At 54.2% G+C, this 16927-nt stretch carries 18 protein-coding genes; 12 read left to right on the top strand and 6 right to left on the bottom strand.

The window, feature by feature from the left end:
* Positions 1-135 precede the first annotated feature (135 nt).
* Entirely contained in the window at positions 136-879 is a 744-nt protein-coding gene (locus EGT51_RS01375; RefSeq protein ID WP_135367002.1) for a glucose 1-dehydrogenase, read from the top strand.
* Between the two features lie 16 nt (positions 880-895).
* Positions 896-1108: a hypothetical protein gene (locus tag EGT51_RS01380; protein WP_135367003.1), complete on the top strand. Its 213-nt coding sequence runs from the start codon at positions 896-898 to the stop codon at positions 1106-1108.
* 46 nt (positions 1109-1154) lie between these two features.
* On the opposite strand, the gene map is transcribed toward EGT51_RS01380, so the two are convergent.
* Positions 1155-1943, bottom strand: a complete 789-nt coding sequence (gene map / locus EGT51_RS01385) for a type I methionyl aminopeptidase (protein ID WP_135367004.1) — start codon at positions 1941-1943, stop codon at positions 1155-1157.
* A 266-nt stretch (positions 1944-2209) separates the two neighbouring features.
* Between map and EGT51_RS01390 the strand changes: the two genes are divergently transcribed.
* The 4 genes from EGT51_RS01390 to EGT51_RS01405 all read left to right on the top strand — a co-directional run bounded on the left by EGT51_RS01390 (position 2210) and on the right by EGT51_RS01405 (position 5534).
* Complete coding sequence (locus EGT51_RS01390) at positions 2210-3127, top strand: hypothetical protein (RefSeq protein ID WP_135367005.1); 918 nt, start codon at positions 2210-2212, stop codon at positions 3125-3127.
* A 251-nt stretch (positions 3128-3378) separates the two neighbouring features.
* Positions 3379-4215 carry an undecaprenyl-diphosphate phosphatase gene (locus EGT51_RS01395; RefSeq protein WP_135367006.1) on the top strand — a complete coding sequence of 279 codons (837 nt, stop codon included), beginning with the start codon at positions 3379-3381 and terminating at the stop codon, positions 4213-4215.
* Positions 4216-4444: 229 nt separating this feature from the next.
* Entirely contained in the window at positions 4445-4843 is a 399-nt protein-coding gene (locus EGT51_RS01400; protein ID WP_135367007.1) for an aggregation-promoting factor C-terminal-like domain-containing protein, read from the top strand.
* A 151-nt stretch (positions 4844-4994) separates the two neighbouring features.
* The gene (locus EGT51_RS01405; protein ID WP_135367008.1) at positions 4995-5534 is read left to right on the top strand and encodes a hypothetical protein; all 540 of its coding nucleotides are present in this window, start codon (positions 4995-4997) and stop codon (positions 5532-5534) included.
* A 57-nt stretch (positions 5535-5591) separates the two neighbouring features.
* Here EGT51_RS01405 and EGT51_RS01410 read toward each other — a convergent pair whose 3' ends face one another.
* The 4 genes from EGT51_RS01410 to EGT51_RS01425 all read right to left on the bottom strand — a co-directional run bounded on the left by EGT51_RS01410 (position 5592) and on the right by EGT51_RS01425 (position 9195).
* Entirely contained in the window at positions 5592-6074 is a 483-nt protein-coding gene (locus EGT51_RS01410) for a hypothetical protein (protein WP_135367009.1), read from the bottom strand.
* 87 nt (positions 6075-6161) lie between these two features.
* Positions 6162-7325 (bottom strand): DUF998 domain-containing protein, encoded by a 1164-nt coding sequence (locus EGT51_RS01415; RefSeq protein WP_135367010.1) that lies wholly within the window; start codon positions 7323-7325, stop codon positions 6162-6164.
* A 129-nt stretch (positions 7326-7454) separates the two neighbouring features.
* A complete protein-coding gene (locus tag EGT51_RS01420) occupies positions 7455-8321 on the bottom strand; it encodes an aldo/keto reductase (RefSeq protein WP_135367011.1) in 867 nt (288 codons plus the stop codon).
* 4 nt (positions 8322-8325) lie between these two features.
* Entirely contained in the window at positions 8326-9195 is an 870-nt protein-coding gene (locus EGT51_RS01425) for an aldo/keto reductase (RefSeq protein WP_167850104.1), read from the bottom strand.
* 119 nt (positions 9196-9314) lie between these two features.
* On the opposite strand from EGT51_RS01425, the gene EGT51_RS01430 reads away from it, so the two are divergent.
* Entirely contained in the window at positions 9315-10184 is an 870-nt protein-coding gene (locus EGT51_RS01430; protein WP_135367012.1) for a LysR family transcriptional regulator, read from the top strand.
* Positions 10185-10287: 103 nt separating this feature from the next.
* Positions 10288-11328, top strand: coding sequence for a zinc-binding dehydrogenase (locus EGT51_RS01435; RefSeq protein WP_135367013.1), 1041 nt, complete (start codon positions 10288-10290; stop codon positions 11326-11328).
* An 87-nt stretch (positions 11329-11415) separates the two neighbouring features.
* On the opposite strand, the gene EGT51_RS01440 is transcribed toward EGT51_RS01435, so the two are convergent.
* Positions 11416-11991, bottom strand: a complete 576-nt coding sequence (locus EGT51_RS01440; protein WP_135367014.1) for an NADPH-dependent F420 reductase — start codon at positions 11989-11991, stop codon at positions 11416-11418.
* Positions 11992-12187: 196 nt separating this feature from the next.
* On the opposite strand from EGT51_RS01440, the gene EGT51_RS01445 reads away from it, so the two are divergent.
* The 4 genes from EGT51_RS01445 (at position 12188) to EGT51_RS01460 (ending at position 16861) form a co-directional block, all read left to right on the top strand.
* Positions 12188-12613, top strand: a complete 426-nt coding sequence (locus EGT51_RS01445; protein WP_135367015.1) for an Rrf2 family transcriptional regulator — start codon at positions 12188-12190, stop codon at positions 12611-12613.
* A gap of 630 nt (positions 12614-13243) precedes the next feature.
* Positions 13244-13969 carry a WxL domain-containing protein gene (locus EGT51_RS01450; protein ID WP_135367016.1) on the top strand — a complete coding sequence of 242 codons (726 nt, stop codon included), beginning with the start codon at positions 13244-13246 and terminating at the stop codon, positions 13967-13969.
* Positions 13970-14321: 352 nt separating this feature from the next.
* On the top strand, positions 14322-15386 hold the full coding sequence (locus EGT51_RS01455; RefSeq protein ID WP_135367017.1) for a DUF916 and DUF3324 domain-containing protein: 1065 nt from the start codon (positions 14322-14324) through the stop codon (positions 15384-15386).
* Between the two features lie 17 nt (positions 15387-15403).
* Positions 15404-16861, top strand: coding sequence for an Ig-like domain-containing protein (locus tag EGT51_RS01460; RefSeq protein WP_225428660.1), 1458 nt, complete (start codon positions 15404-15406; stop codon positions 16859-16861).
* Positions 16862-16927 lie beyond the last annotated feature (66 nt).

Here is a 16927-nt window from a genome sequence, read left to right on the forward strand (position 1 = left end):
TTATATTTATCATTGCGCCCCACACCCCAAGCTCCGCAACACTTTTGCCCACCGACCAATTGACCAATAAACGGCGACACCCCTGCTCACGATTTGTGATACCATGAACTTAGAATCTACAAGGAGGTAATTTGGATGACTGCACGTTTACAAAACAAGACGGCCTTGATCACGGGTGGTGCCGGCGGAATCGGTATCGGCATTGCCAAATGCTACTTACGGGAGGGCGCCCGCGTAATCTTGTCTGACCTACAAGAAAGCGATGGCGAACGGGCCCTGGTCCGCGACCACGACACCGCTAGTTTCGTCACCCTAGACGTGACGGACGAGACGGCTTGGCAAACCACAATTGGCGACATCGGCGACCAATTTGGCCAGCTCGATATTCTAGTCAACTGCGCGGGCATTTTGCCGGAAATGAAGCCGCTGGATGAGATCACCCTACCCGAATGGCAACGGGTCATGGACATTAATTTGACCGGGAACTTCTTGGGCATGAAACACGCCATCAAGGCCATGAAGGCAGCTGGTGGGTCCATCATCGACATTTCCTCGATTGCCGGCATGGTGGCCAGTCCCCTCATCTCGTCGTACTCGGCATCCAAGGGCGGCACGCGCATGCTGACCAAGGCCGCCGCCATCGACGCCACGACTAAGGGCTACAACATCCGCGTCAATTCGGTCCACCCCGGCGTCATCAACACCCCGATGACCAGTGGTCCGAACGACCAGGTCGCCCAAGTCTCCGCGGCCATCCCCATGAAACGCGTCGGCCAACCGCAAGACATCGGCGAGATCTGCGTCTACCTGGGTTCGGATGAATCCAACTACGTGACCGGGTCTGAATTCACGGTCGACGGCGGGTACACAGCGGTTTAACCAGAAGGAAAATGCCATGACAGTTGTCAAAAAGCAACGAATCGGTCAAGAAAGCGTCCTGCCAGTTCCGGAAAATAGCAACAGTCCGTTTGAACAATACGAAGTCACCGCTGGTCGCGATGGTGCCATCGTTTTCTTACCCAAAAAGCTCAATCCATTCACGGATGAGCAAGTCATCAAAAAACGCAAAGGTGCACTAACCGATCATGACTCTTTCCCAACATCATAGGATATCAAAGGGGTCTGCGACTTGTTCGCGGACCCCTTTTTGCTAACTATTTTAATAAATACTGCGCATCCAACGCGTGGTCAAACGACGTCAAAATCTTAGGACCGTCGTCCGTGATAACAATCGTGTGCTCGTATTGGCAGCTCCAACTGCCGTCGACCGTGCGAATCGTCCAACCGTCATCGGCCGGGGCACTGCACTCGTAGCTCCCGACATTGATCATCGGTTCGATGGTAATGGTCATCCCCGCCTTCAACCGCGTGCCATGACCGGCGCGACCGTAGTGCGGCACGTCTGGGTCCTCATGCATGGTCGGGCCAATGCCGTGGCCGATATAGTCGCGCACCACGCCGTATCCCAGCTGATTTTCCGCGTAGTCCTGGATGGCAAAGCCAATATCGCCGATGCGGTTGCCCACCACAGCCTGGTCGATACCCTTGTACAGTGCCTTAAGCGTGACGTCCATCAGCGTTTGCGTTTCGGCCGACGGGGTGCCCGCCACAAAGGCATGGCAGGCGTCGCTCAGGTAGCCGTGATAGTCGATGACCGTGTCCATTTTGACCAAATCGCCGTCATGCAACACGATGTCCTTGCTGGGGCAGCCGTGGCAAATCATGTCGTTAACGCTGACGCAGGTCGAGTACCGGTACCCTTCGAAATTCAGTTCACCAGGCGTGGCGCCGTGACCCACGATATAGTTGTAGGAAAAGTGGTCGATATCCCAGGTAGTGATCCCGGGTTTAATGTAGTCTTCGAGTTCGTGGAAGAGGCCGACTAAGATGTCGCCCGCCGCCTGCATGCCATCGATCTCGCGTGGTGATTTTAATGCAATCATGCTGTGCCTCCTGAGGTTTGGTTGTTTCTTTAGTATACCCCAAGCTAGTCGAAAAGAAATGACCAATTCTGGCCAGTCCGCTGCAAGATGACAGTCCGCCCCACCGCCAACGGTCAGTCAAATTTCTCAGGACCGCAATGCCAGTAGTGGCAACGTTTTCACAACATTTTCAACCTGAAATCTCGTCAGCATCGTGTTATAATCAAAACCGCTTAAGCAAAAAATCCGATTTTATATAAATAATTATAAGGAGGTACCTGAGTTCCATGTCATTATCCCCACTTGAACGCCGCGACTACCTGATTGGCTTTGCATTTGTCCTCTTGATGGTCGCGGCAGCAACGCTTCTCGGCGACTACGAAATCATTCTTCCCGAGATTGGCGCGCTGACGGCCGGCACTTGGATCTATCACAATAGCAGTTGGATCGCGCAGCCGTTTAAGATCTTCCTGGCCCCGTCCGGCACCGCAGTGATTGGCTTTCTGGTCAACCAGTTGAGCATCACCTACGCCGAAAAGGTCTACCTGACCCTGATTCTCATCTTACTGCTGCTCAGCGTGTTGCGCTCCACGCTGGCGCCTTCGTTTGCGACCGGGCTGTTGCCCATCATCATTGATGCCACGCACTGGTCCTTCATCATTGCCATCCTGGTCTTCACGTTGACGCTGACCGTGGGCGTGTTGTTACAGGGCCACTATCGCGGCAAGCCCGCGGGCCAACCGCTCCACGTCTCCCACATGCTGGGTTTCACGCTGGTCGCTTCCGTGTGGGTCGCGGCCGTGTGGCTAGCCGGTTTTCCCCAGATGGCGGGAATTCCGCCGGTACTGGTGGTCTTCTTCGAGGTCTCGCAGTTGCCCGACTATCCCGGCAAACTGGCCATTCGCCAAATTATCGCCTTAGCCGGCGCCGCGACGTTGGGCGTACTGATTCACACGCTGCTGGCCTCATGGCTGTTGACCACATTACTGGCATTACCGCTGGTTTTCGTGCTCCTGCAGCTGCTACACATCAAGCTGCCCGCAGCCTACGCCTTTCCACTGTTGGCACTGGTCCTACCAGCCAACATGTTTCACACGCTGCCGATTGCCGCGAGCCTGGCCGCCTGCTTCTTTCTGGGCACTGTCTTTGTCTTCCGCAAGGTTCTGGCGCACCAACACGGCTTGGCTTCGGAAAATAACGGCTAGCTCATCTTTCAACTGAAGGTTGAAAAACAAAATCAGCTGGAATTATTGTTATCATGCGACTCATGACGTTAAAAATAGTCGATTTCAGTTTCAACTTTCAAATCTTTCAAAAAAACCACTGAAGCCAGTGGTACCAAGGGTCGACCGTCGTCGGCTCTTTTAATTTACAGAGATTTTACACAACCAAGACAGCCCTTTTACGTTGCTCTGATAAGCTAGAGCTTACTGCTACTTACAAAGGGGAATTTCTTGTGTTAGACATCATTAAAGCCATCATCCTAGGCATCATTGAAGGGGTCACCGAATTTCTACCGATCAGTTCCACGGGGCACCTGTACTTGGCCGACGAATTCATCAAGCTCGACGAACCCACCGCTTTCATTAATATGTTTATGGTGGTCATCCAACTGGGCGCCATTCTGGCCGTGTTAGTTCTGTATTTCAACAAACTCAATCCGTGGGCTGCCAATAAATCCCGGCTGGCCCGTCGACAAACTTGGTCGCTGTGGGTCAAGGTCGTGCTAGCCATCCTGCCCGCCGTCATCGTAGGACTGCCGCTCAACGACTGGATGGACGCCCACCTGACCAGTTGGCCGGTCATTGCGACTACACTGATTCTGTACGGGATTTTATTTATCGTGATTGAAAATTACAACCGCACCAAAGCCCCCCACTTCACCGACCTCAACACCCTGCCGGTCAAACTGGCCATCCTCATCGGTTGCTTTCAGGTCCTCGCCATGGTGCCCGGCACCTCCCGTTCGGGGGCAACCATCCTCGGGGCCATTCTGCTGGGGACCTCCCGCTACGTGGCGACCGAATTTTCCTTTTTCCTGGCGATTCCAACCATGTTCGGCGCCTCGTCACTTAAGATCGTCAAATACCTGATTCACGGCAATACCTTCACTTATAGCCAGGTGATCATCCTCCTGACCGGCGTCATCGTCTCCTACATCGTGGCTTACTTGGCGATCAAATTTTTGCTGAGCTACATCCGTAACAATGATTTCAAACTCTTCGGGTGGTACCGAATTGCGCTGGGACTCATTGTCATGGTCTATTTTGGTTGGCAACACCTTTTTTCGTGACCTGCGAATAAACATGACTATGGACTATTGAAATATTTACTTAAATCCGCTGCCATTCCCATCACCATGCGGTTTTGGTGTAGTCTCATAAGGATTAATACCCCCAACAATGTCATATAACTTTACCTCGTTGTGACGGCCTTTTAATTGCGTAGTAACATGCCTGCAACATTCCTCGCGTATGCTACTAGGTAGAGATTAACAAACGAGGAAGAGTGTTTAAAAAAATATGACTAAATTTAAAATCAAATTAGCTGCAATTTTATTAGTATTTGGGATCTCCTTTGGGATGATCACCAACGTTGCCACCAGTTTTAATTCGGAACCAACTGTGACCGCAGAAGCTGCTACGCTGTCTGCTAGCCAAAAGAAGAAAATCGCCAAGATCAACTCTGGTTTATCTAAGAAGCAAAAGGCGGCCAAGAAGTGGATTGCTTACCGCGAATCCCGCTACAGCTACACCGCTCGTAACGGTAACTGTTATGGTCGTTACCAATTACTGAAATCCTACTTGCACGGTGACTTATCCGCCGTCAACCAAGAAAAGACTGCCAACAAGTACGTGGCCGGTCGTTACGGTACTTGGACCAAGGCCAAGTCTTTCTGGCAACATCACCACTGGTACTAAACCAACAACTGAATTTAGCCATGACCACCCGAGTGTAGACTGCGCTTGGGTGGTTTTTTAGTCGTGGCGCCAAAGGTTAACTCTCGCCAATTGCCTTTACGCCAGCGCTTTCAACCGCTACACTGGGGATATCCCGTTCTGGAGGCACCTTATGTCAAAACTAACCAAATGGCTAATCGGCCTCGCTGGTCTGTTGTTACTGGGTGGTTTGCTAGTGGTTCTGACTCACCACGATTCCACGCCCACCACCAAACCAGCGACCACCCGTCCGGCTCACCACCACACGACCAACTTAACCACCGCCGACTTGGCTCACCACCCCAAGCTCACTTACAGCGCTATCATTTACTACGCCATCAAGGACCCTAAGCTTCAGCGTTGGCAGGAAGTTAACGATTTTCAAGCAGGCTGGCAGGTCGAGCACTACGCGACCAAGCACCCGACCCGCTACTTGGTCTGGCCGGACCAAAACATCACGGCGGCGAACAAGAACCTCGCCCCCAACTGGTTCACGCTTCAAGGCAACCGGGTCACCTATGACAGCATGATCGTCCATTCATTTCGCAAGGACCAAACAGCTACGACCACGCTGCGTAAAATCGTGGCCCGTATCAACGCCAACCACGCGGCGCAAAAGGTGCGGCGAATGCCGACGAAGATGACCGTTTTAAATCATGCAAAACAAAACTAGCCGCGATGATGTGGGGATTACCACCAATCATCGCGGCTAGTTTTTAAATATACTTCATTAGTACTTGCCATTGGTCATACCGGCATAGCGATGTGCAATCTTGTGTCCTTTGACAAAGTCAAACCAGTAGCCACCCTGAAATCCGCGGACGACTTTGACCTTTTTACCTTTAATTTTACGAGTTGCCAAGCTGAGACCATTTGTCGGCAACGCACTTTTTGAGGAATCTTTTAATTGGCTGTCCAGCCGGAAGAATATCTGACGCTGAGCCTTACCATCAATTTTAAATGACAACTTGTGGACTTTGCTCTTGGCTTTGGGAGTCAGCTTAAAAGCCTTCGTATAACCGGGGCCAGACAATCGGGCACTGTGACTTTTGATAACCAACTTATCCCATTTCTTGTGACCTTCATACTGATAGAAAGTTCCTCGAAATTTATGCGGTACAGTCGTTGAAGCTGCTTGGACGGTCAAGGTGCCCATCACCCCAAACGCAAGAAACACGCCGATTGCGAGTAACAAAAATTGTTTAGCCTTCATTGAAATCCCTCCTGCTATTAGAATAGCCTTTCCTATTAACAATGAAAAGCCCATCTTAACCAGCTGGGATCATTTGGCCAACCCCACTCACTCCTGCCGCGTAATCAACCCTTCCGTCCCCACATTGATCAACGCTTCAATGCGGTCCAGCAGCATGAGTATCCAGCCAAACGCTAGCACGAATGCAATCATTTCAAACGCCGTCAACGAAAAGTAGCCGACGACCTGGAACAGCACGGCGGCAACGACCAGGGCCGCGCCGATGCCGTACGACAGATACAAGAAGTCTTGAGTGACTTGCGGCAATAGCCAGCGCACGCCGACAATCAGGGCGATGATGAAGTAGACCAGAAAGACCGACACCTGGTCATGCAACGCGTGGGAGCTGATGTTGTTGGGGAAGACCCCCACCAACCCCAGGTCGATGGCCGTTAATGTCAACAAGCCGCGCAGGACCAGCAAACGCCGGGTCTGCGGCCAAGATTCCTGCAGACGCACGAACAGGTAATCGATCAGCGCAATCATCAACAATGCCGAAAAAATCAGGGTCGCGTTGAACTGCCACCCACTAGAAGCGCCGTTGGTTCCCAGAAAACTCAAGTTGTGTTGCCACCAATATTTCTGATTATTCACGGCCATGGCGATGATGACCCCGCTAATGATGACCAGCAACAACACCGTCGACAGCACGCCGGCGTCCACGACCAGCGCAAAGTAGATCATGACGGCGTTGGTCACCACCCCAAACGCAAACAAGATGATGCTGGCCGTGACGTTGCCGAAGCTGGCCCCTTTGAACAGAACCCCTAGCAACCACATACTCCCAGTCAACAGCAGGCCTAAGATCAGGGCAAACGACAGCACAATCACGGGGAAGTTTCGCCAGTAAACGTTTTGGCTAAAGTGATTTTCCGGATCGTGGCGCCCCCGGATGAAGAAGCCGGCAAACAGCGCCGTCCCCATGACCACCCCCAGGACAATAATGGCGGTGGCTAAGGAATAGTCACCGACCAAGCGAATCGTTTTCAGATTTTGTTGCAGACAAAAAATATAGAAACCCAGGCTCACCAGCAATGCCGTCAGCACGGGCCACAAAAAGACCCGACCCTGAAATAATTGTTGGCGGGGTTCCTCCAGCTGCACGACCAGCCGGTTACGTTTCACAACCAGCTTGACCGGCGTGTTCTGCCGCAGCTGGAGTTGTTCCCCAATCTCCGCGGGGATATTTAATTGAAAGTCTTTCTCACGCATGTTTTCCTCCGTTGCTTAGTGTCACAATGGATTCTATTATAACATGTTCCCCCACTGAATTAGTGACCAAATCGGCTAAGCACCAAAACGGCCGCAGCACGAGGCTGCGACCGATTTGGTGGTGTTTAACTAATCATTAGCATGTACATCAAAGGCGCCCAACAACATGTCCTGAACGCCCGGTGCGTCCGGATCATGCCGGCCCTTGCCGGTGTCCAATGCGGCCAATTGCTGCATCTCCTCGGCAGTCAAAGTGAAGTCAAAGATGTCCAGGTTACTCTTGATCCGCGCCGCGTGCACGGACTTCGGTAAGACGATCACACCCAGTTGGTTTTCAAACCGCAAGATGATTTGGCCGACATCCTTGCCGTACTTGGCCGCCAATGCCGTTACGACCGGATTTTGAAGCAAGTCTTGATCGCCTTGTCCCAGTGGTGCCCAGGCTTCCAGTTTCACGTCGTCGGCAGCCATCAGGTCGCGCAACGGCCGCTGTTGGAAGGTTGGGTTGAACTCAACTTGGTTGACGGCTGGCTTGACGGTGAAGTCCGGCACAAATTGTTGCCAGATTTTAGGCGTCATATTGGAAACCCCGATGGACTTGAGCTTGCCGGCCTGTTGGGCCTCGGTCATAGCTCGCCAAGCACCCGGCACGTCGCCGTAGGGTTGGTGAATCAAATATAGGTCCAAATAATCCAAACCCAACTTAGTCAAGGACGTGTCAATGGCGCGCTTGGCTGCTTCGTAACCGTAATCCTGCAGCCACAGCTTGCTGGTGACCCAAATTTGGTCGCGGGGAACGGCACTGGCAGCGATGGCCTGACCGACCTCGGCTTCATTGAAGTAGGCCACGGCCGTATCGATATGCCGGTAACCGGCGTCTAAGGCCGCGGTCACGGCCTGTTTGGTCGACCCGTCGCTGGGAATCTGGAACGTTCCGAAACCAATGGCCGGGATATCATGACCATCATTTAAATGAATCGTTGGTTGATTTGTCATATCATTACTCCTTTAATTGTTTCAAACTTGACCCGAAAATTTGTTCAATCGTTACGGGGTCACGGTGGTCAAAGAACTGGCTGGTCCGCTGGTCTAAGTCGGCAATCGTCTGCATGTCAGCGGCCGTCAGTTCAAAATCAAAGACATCAATATTCTCCTGAATCCGTTCGGGATGGACCGACTTGGGAATCACGGTAATGCCGCGTTGCAACAGCCAGCGCAAGATGACTTGGCCGACCGTCTTATGATGGGCTTGCGCAATCGTCTGCAGCGTCGGGTTGGTAAAAATCTCCTGCTTGCCTTCCGCAAATGGCGCCCAGGCCTCGACGCGGACATTTTCGCCCTGGTTAAACGTCACCTCAGCGGGCTGTTGATACCACGGGTTGACCTCAATCTGGTTCAACGCGGGCTGGATTGGCATAGTCAATTCTAAGTTTTTCAGTTGGTCGGCGTAGAAATTAGAGACGCCGATGGCCCGAATCTTCCCCGCCTGGTAGGCTTCCGATAAGGCCCGCCAAGCACCCATGGTGTCGCCGTATGGCTGGTGTAAGAGGTACAGGTCTAAGTAATCCAGGCCCAATCGTTTCAGCGACTCGTCAATGCCTTGCTTGGCGCGGTCATACGTGAAGTCGGACACCCACAGCTTGGACGTGATAAACAGGTCCTCGCGGGGAATGTTGCTCTTGTGAATCGCACGACCCACGGCTTCTTCGTTGTGGTAAGCCGCCGCGGTGTCAATCAGGCGGTAGCCGGCATTCAGGGCCGCCGTCACGGCAGCTTCACACGCCGCCAGGTCCGGAATTTGGAAGACGCCAAAGCCCAGTTGCGGCATCTCGACACCATTATTTAAGTTAACAGTTGGCACAGTCACCATAGCATTCACCTTTCCTTTACATGTGTTGGGTCTACTATACCGCCACTTGTCGCGGTTGAAAATTACCACTTGTTCATGCTAGTATACGATTAACGTATGCTCACGAAAGGAGTCCCCCTATGCTTGCCAACTACCTACTCGAAGAACTCGTCACCTTTGCGCGCTGTGGTACCCTGGCTGAAACGGCAGCGGCCCTGCACGTCACCCAACCGACCGTCACCCGCGGTATGCAAAAATTAGAAACGGAGTTAGGCGTGCCACTTTTTATCCGGCAGCCCAACCGGCTCAGCCTGACGCCGACTGGTGAACTGGCCGCTCGTGAAGCCGAGCGCTTACTTCAGGCCAATGACCAAGCCGTCCACCGCATCCAAAATTTTGCCCGCAGCCAACAAACCCTCACGGTCACGTCCACGCTTCCTGGCGCCCTCATTGTGCTCGACGCCCTGCGCGACCAGCTACCGGCACAGGTGCAGTGGCCTACTCACGCCCTGACGACCGACCCGTTAGTCGCCTTGACGACGTACGCCGCCGGGCTAGTCTTTACCAATGTCCCGCTATCAGGCCCTACCGTGACTGCGCAACGTGTGGGCACGGAGCGACTGGCCGTCAACCTCAACCAATTCATGAGCCAGGCCAACCAGCCCAGTATCACCTTCGCGCAACTCAAGGACCTAAGTTTCGTGGTCCTCGACGACATCGGTCCGTGGCGCGCCATCATTCAACAACACATCCCCAACGCCAAGTTCTTCTACCAAGAACAACGCGACGCCCTGGCCGCCATCACCCAATTTTCCGACTTCCCCTACTTCAATACCAACATCACCCCCCTCGACCCAACGCCCGCGCAGGCCACGTCCGCTGACAACCGCCGTCGTCTGCCCATCACGGATGCCGCCGCGCAAATGCCGGTGTACGCCAATTACCTCACCAACGAAGCCACCCGTGTCCAGCCGGTAATCGACCAGGTCATCGCCATTTGGCCCGAGTAAACCGTTCCTTTCAATGGGCCTCAGGCGTTTGAAAGGGTACTTACTTTACTTTCATTTTGCAAACGCTTAGAATTCATTTAGACATGTTTAGGAGGTCACAATCTTGAAAACAACGATGTTTATGAAACCTGGTAAGGTCCAGATCGAAGATATTGATAAACCTACGATCCAAGCGCCCGACGACGTCATTATTCACGTGGTCCGGACCTGTGTTTGTGGGTCTGACCTGTGGGCTTACCGCGGGTTAGAAGACAAGGCCGCCCACTCGGAAAACAGTGGGCACGAGGCCATTGGAATCGTCGAAGAAGTCGGCAGCGACATCACGACCGTTCAACCCGGCGACTTTGTCATTGCGCCATTCACTCACGGCTGTGGACACTGTGTTGCCTGCCGTGCCGGCTTTGAGGGCGATTGCCAAAACCACACCGACAACTTCAGTAACGGCGTGCAAGCCGAATACATCCGGTTCCAACACGGCGAATGGGCCCTGGTCAAGATTCCTGGCCAACCCCAAGATTACAGTGAAGCCATGTTGAAGTCTCTGTTGACCTTGGCTGACGTCATGGCCACCGGTTACCACGCCGCTCGGGTTGCCAACGTTTCCGCCGGTGACACGGTGGTCGTCGTGGGTGACGGTGCCGTGGGTCTCTGTGGGGTCATCGCGGCACAAATGCGCGGTGCCAAGCGGATTATCGCCATGAGTCGTCATGAAGACCGGCAAAAGATGGCCACTGAATTTGGCGCCACTGACATCATCGCCGAACGTGGCGACGACGCCGTAGCCAAGGTGATGGCCTTGACCAACAACGCCGGTGCCGATGCCGTGTTGGAATGTGTCGGTACGGAACAATCCAACGACACGGCCATGAAGGTTGCCCGTCCCGGTGCCATCGTCGGTCGGGTCGGCTTGCCTCACGAACCGAAGATGGACATGAGCGAATCCTTCTACAGCAACACCATCATTGCCGGTGGTCCCGCTTCCGTGACCACCTATGACAAGCAGGTCTTGTTGAAGGCCGTGCTAGACGGCGACATTCACCCTGGTAAGGTCTTCACGAAGTCCTTCAACCTGGATGAAATTGATGATGCTTACCAAGCCATGACCAAGCGTAAAGCCATCAAGTCACTGATCGTTGTGGATTAACTTTTAAAATTGCCTGATCAAAAGGGCGCCCCACTGGCAAATTGCCGGCTGAGCGCCCTTTTGTTTACGCTTCTATTCTACTTTATCTTACTTCAAAACCGCGAAGCCACCGGTCCAGCCAATCTTCTCCTTGGCGGCCAGCGTCATTTGCAAGAAGCCAAAGCTTTCTAATTCGCGGGCCCGCTTCAAGGCACCGGCATCGACGACAGCCACGCCACTGTCGGTCAACGCTGCGGCTAATGCTTGCTTGGCGTCATCGTCATCCCCGGCGGCCATCACCGTGGTCTGCGCTTGGTCACTGACCTTGCGACTCTGCAGAGTGGCGGCGAAGGTCGTGTTGAAGGCCTTGACCACCTTAGAATCTGGCAGTAAGGCAGCGATTTGAGCTGCGGCCGAACTGTCGGCGGGCACGACCAGTTCATCCCAAGTGTCAAAGTTCAATGGGTTGGTAATGTCCACGACCACCTTGCCGGCCAGTGCAGCTTGGTTGGCCTTGGCAATGCTCAACGCGGCGTTGTAAGGCACCGCTAAGACCACGATGTCGCCTAAGTTTTCAACGGGATCGCCGGAATCAATGAAGCTGACCTGGTTGCCGCCCTGCTGGAAAACGTCACCGATTGCTTGACCCATGTTACCCTTACCAAAAATTGTGATTGCTGCCATAATGCAGACCCCCTGTGATTAATATTTTTGTATTAGTTTTAAGTACACTTTTAAGATACGTCATCGATTGTTAAAAGTCAATTCGTTTGCTTAATAATTTTTGTTATAGCTGTTTAAAAAAACATTTTACCTGATTTTTCGTAGAAAGTGTTATAAAATAAGATACAGAATATAAGTAAAAAAGGAGGCCGTCCCCATGGCCAATACGCAATTCAGTGATACCATCCACGTTCTGGTCTACATTGCCTACTTCAAGGGGCACAAGATGACCAGTCCAGAGATTGCCAGCAGTCTGGAAACCTCACCCAGTTTGATTCGAAAAATCATGGCGAACCTGAAACGCCACGGACTCTTAGCCCCGACCCACGGACCGACCCAACTGGCTTTGGCGCGGGACCCCGCCGACATTACGTTACGCGACATCTACGCCATTTTACCCGGGCAAGCGCCCCTGCTCAACGTTGACACTCACACCTCACAAAACTGTCCCGTCGGCCGCGCTGTGCCCCAGGTGTTGACCCATTATTACCAGGAGATCCAGGCCGCGGCCGAAGCTAAGATGGCCAAGATTACCCTACAAGACCTCTTGAACGACGTCACGCTGCTGGACCGCCTCACTTAGACGTTTGCCGCGACTCACGACGTTAGGATTAGTTGTTGACCGCGTCATAGTGGGGACTGGCCACCTACAGCGCGGGACGACTTGAGAGACTGGCGGACTTTGCCAGGCTTTCAAGCGAACCGGAAGCCCGCTCCTCAGGCTGAAGGTGTTCCCCAGAGCAGGCCCCCACCCTGGCTGCCGCAGGCGTCTGGTTTCACTAATTTTGCTTGTCAGAACACCGCTGTTACGGCAATCAACACGTTTAATCTTACTAGCAACCTGCAGTCAATTAGACTTACCCACTCATTAATCCACGTAAGCGACCAAATCCCAATAAAATGGATTGGTCGCTTTTTGAGTGTGGCCCTATCGTAACCATAACAAAATTCCCACATTTACCAGCGAAACGCACCTCATCTTTAGCAGTTGGTATACGGTCCGTTCTAAAGCCAGCATTTCCGTATCACTCGTTGACAAAAGCCTGATATGCTAACGGTGTCAACGAGGTAGAGAGAACTGCCAGAGCGCATTAGGCAGTCAAATTCCTGACAGCGCAACTGACTGAGCCCTTAACGACTTGGGCAGCGCCTTTGCTTCTGGTCTGTCACCTGCCTCGGCGTTTCATGGCATTTAGGATAGGAGGAGAATACCATGCGAGCTTTAAAGTTATTTCGCGGTATCGGGGCCACGGCGGCGGTTGCAATCGCCGTACTCGGCTTCAGTGCTGTTATCGCTGACGCCTCAGGTCCTGGCACGGCAACCAGCAACCTGACCAACGTTTCCGGTGGTTACGTCGCTGACAGTACTGGTAATGCCGAAGCGACGTCTAACGCCGAATTTACGGTCACGCCCGGGACGCTGAGCTTGAATCAGGTGCCTAACATCACGTTGGCCAACACCGACGTTAAGTCCATTGCCTCTGGTGACACCAATCTGGCCGTCACCAGCAATGCGCCAACCGCGGGCACGGCCTACGATGGCAACAACACCGGGACGTTAAACATCACCGACTACCGGGGCAACAATGCCGGCTGGTCACTAACGGTCGGGTTGAGCCCCTTCACTTCGGGCACAGCGACCATCACGGACGCAACGTTAACCTTGGATCAAACCGCAGGCACGCTGGACAACAGTGCCACGGCGGTACCCAACAGCATTAAATTAACGCAATCACCCGTCACCAACGGCTGGATTAGCAGTCCACAGTTGTTGTGGACCGCCGCTGCCAACACCGGTGAAGGCAACAACACCGCCACCACGGCATCCAGCAGCAATTTGGCCATCACCAAACAAGCCGACATTGTGGCCGGCACCTACGACGCCACGCTGTACTGGGCCCTGCAAAACGCCCCAGCCGCAACTACGCCAGCGACGTAATCGCCAGTTGCTTCACTGTTAATCGCTAAGTTCACCGTCAAATGAAAAGGTAGTTTCTCCCCGTCATCCGCGCGGTTGTCTGAACAGCGCGGTTCGGGAGCAGACTACCTTTTCCTTCGACCCAATCCCTAGCTGGCAAATCTATTTCGTCGTTAATCAGTTCAATTAGCCATCTGGTTAGTGACCGTTGACACGAAACGTGCGCGTTAGGATTAGGTGTTGGCCGCTTCACTGCGGGAACTGACCACCTACCGTTCGCCAAACAGGGGTTGGAACGCTGAGTGGTCGGTAAGGCGGCCAACATGCGCACACTTCAGAACAGTTTTGAAACGCAATCAAAGGTGGGATAATCATGAGATTAAAACGGATTTGTGGTTGGCTAATCGCCGGCATCCTGTTCATCGGCTTGCTGGGCGGGGCGGCACCCGTGAACGCTGCGAAGGTCCCCGCCAACTTCGCAGCGACACCCCTGCTGCCGAAGAACCAGCTGTCTTCTAAGGCGGGGTACTTTGATTTGAAAGTCACGCCGGGGGCGACGCAGGTGCTGAAATTAGCGGTGACCAACCCCAGCAACTCAGCCCGCACACTGAAGGTCATCCCCGTCAACGCCACCACCGCCGACAGCGGCCACGCGGTCTACATCCCCACGAAGCGGCCGGCCGACGCCTCGGCGCAGACCACGTTTACCAAAATGACGTCCGGCCCCGTCACAGTGTCCTTGGCTCCGCGGCAAGGCAAGACGGTCACGTTTTACACGCGGATTCCCGCAAGCGGTTTCACCGGCGAAGTGCTGGGTGGCCTGTTCGTGACCGATCCGCACGCCACCTTGTCCAAGCAAGAAAATGGCGACAGTTCGGACTTTCAGCTGAACAACCGCTACGCCGAAGTCACGGCCGTGGCCCTGCAATGCCATCCGGGCCAAACCTTTAAGACGAACCTGAAGTTGGCGGCGGTGGGCGTCCATCAGCCCGACACCCAACCGACCGCCTTCGCGCGCATCCGCAACCTGACGCCCGCGCTCTTCGGCGACCTGCAGATCGACGCGCGCGTCATGCGGGCCAGCACCGGCCAACAGGTGGCCAGCCAAACGCTGCGCAACGGCTCCATGGCACCCAACAGTTGGTTTGACGACAACATCAGCCTGGGCAACAATCGCCTGGCTGCCGGTAAATATCTCCTGAAGCTGCACGTCACCAGCGGCAAGCGCATCTGGAATTTCAGCGGTGCCTTCACTCTGACACGACAACAATCCGCGCAGCACAATTCGTTGACACATGCCGCCCATCAGCCTAACTACTGGTGGCTGTGGCTGTTAGCGTTGTTGCTCGCCCTACTGCTATGCTTTGGGGCGTACTGGTTGGGCAAACGCCGACGCGACGATGACGACGATGATGCCGATTCGGACCAAGACAATTAGGCAAGGAGGCCATAGACATGGCGATTACACAGTTTCTCAAACGCGCCGGTGTCAGCCTCTTCGTCCTGATTGCCGGCCTCAGCATTGGCGTCTCCGCCCACGCCGCGAGTGCACCCCAGACACCGACCTCGCCACCCACGTCAATCATGGGCATCAACCTCGCCGGTGGCTTCACTCAAGAGCCCATCGATTCAAACCACGTTTCCGGCGATACCGTGACGCTAGCCGCTCAGGGAACCCGGAATATTTTGGAAGCCATTACCAACCCCTTTGGCAGTCGGAAATACGTTTGGTGGGAATCCACGGACGGTGGCGACACTTACAGCACCGTGGGGTCCAACAGCACGACCTATACGTTTACCGCGCCGCAGGTCTCCAGTCCCACCCAGCTATATTTTCAATGTGAATATGATTTTACCGGTATCGGCCTATTTTACAGCGAATGGTCACGCATCGCGACCGTTACCATCACGCCCAGCCGGGTCCCGACCACGGACATTCAAGTCACCAGCGACAGTCCGGGGCTGTACAACGGCGAGTCGACCACGGTCCACGCCACACTGACGCCGAGCACCGCGACCGACCCCATCACCTGGACCAGCAGCAATCCATCGCTGGCGAGCGTCGACGACTACGGCAACGTTACCGCCACGAATACGTCCAGCGACACCAGTGGCACGGCTAACGACCACGGCATCGTCACCATCACCGGGACCAGCAACGGCCATAGTGATTCGGTCAAGATTGCGATTGGGGCGCTGCAAAACGTCACGGTCAACGAAGGCAGTGATGCCACCTTCACCCTCAAGGACCTGCCAGATGGCATGAGCGTTGCCAACTGGTATCGGGTGGAGGACGGCACCGCCACGGCCCTGAATTCGACCAGCACCAGCTATACCGTTGCGAAAACCACGGTGGGCGGCGACAACGGCACGTCGTACTACGCGACGCTCAACTATACGGTCAACGGCAGTACCAAATCGGTCAACACCAACTCAGCGCTGCTGACCGTCAACAAGAGTGGGCTCCTCGCTTTAACGGCGGTACCCAACTTCAATTTTGACAGCGTCGACGTGGACGCCCTGTGTGCGGACAGCACGACGCTGGAAAACCACGACTACGGTACTGCTGGCAGCGCTTATGACGGCAACGATAACGGTGAATTGTCCGTCATGGACAGTCGCACGACCGGTGGCGACTGGACGCTAACCGCTAGCCTGGCGCCCTTCACGCTAGACGACGGCAGTGACGGCAATTTGGGCACCACCATTTTGGATCTGTACGACCCGACGTCGCGGCTGGATGAAAACGTGCCGGACACGTCAACGGCCACGAAAATCTACACGTCCAGTGACTACGACGGCCAGGACTTCGACGTCACCGATAGCGAGCTGAACCTGCCGCCGGCGCCACAAATCGTGGCCGGCGATTACCAGAGCGTCATGACCTGGACTTTGTCGGTGGCCCCTAGCTGATTGCTGGCTAAACTCACTGAACACCACAAAAAACATTCCCCAGAATCGCCGACAACCGCCGACTCA

The sequence above is a fragment of the Levilactobacillus suantsaiihabitans genome, assembly GCF_004745505.1.
Lineage (GTDB): Bacteria > Bacillota > Bacilli > Lactobacillales > Lactobacillaceae > Levilactobacillus > Levilactobacillus suantsaiihabitans.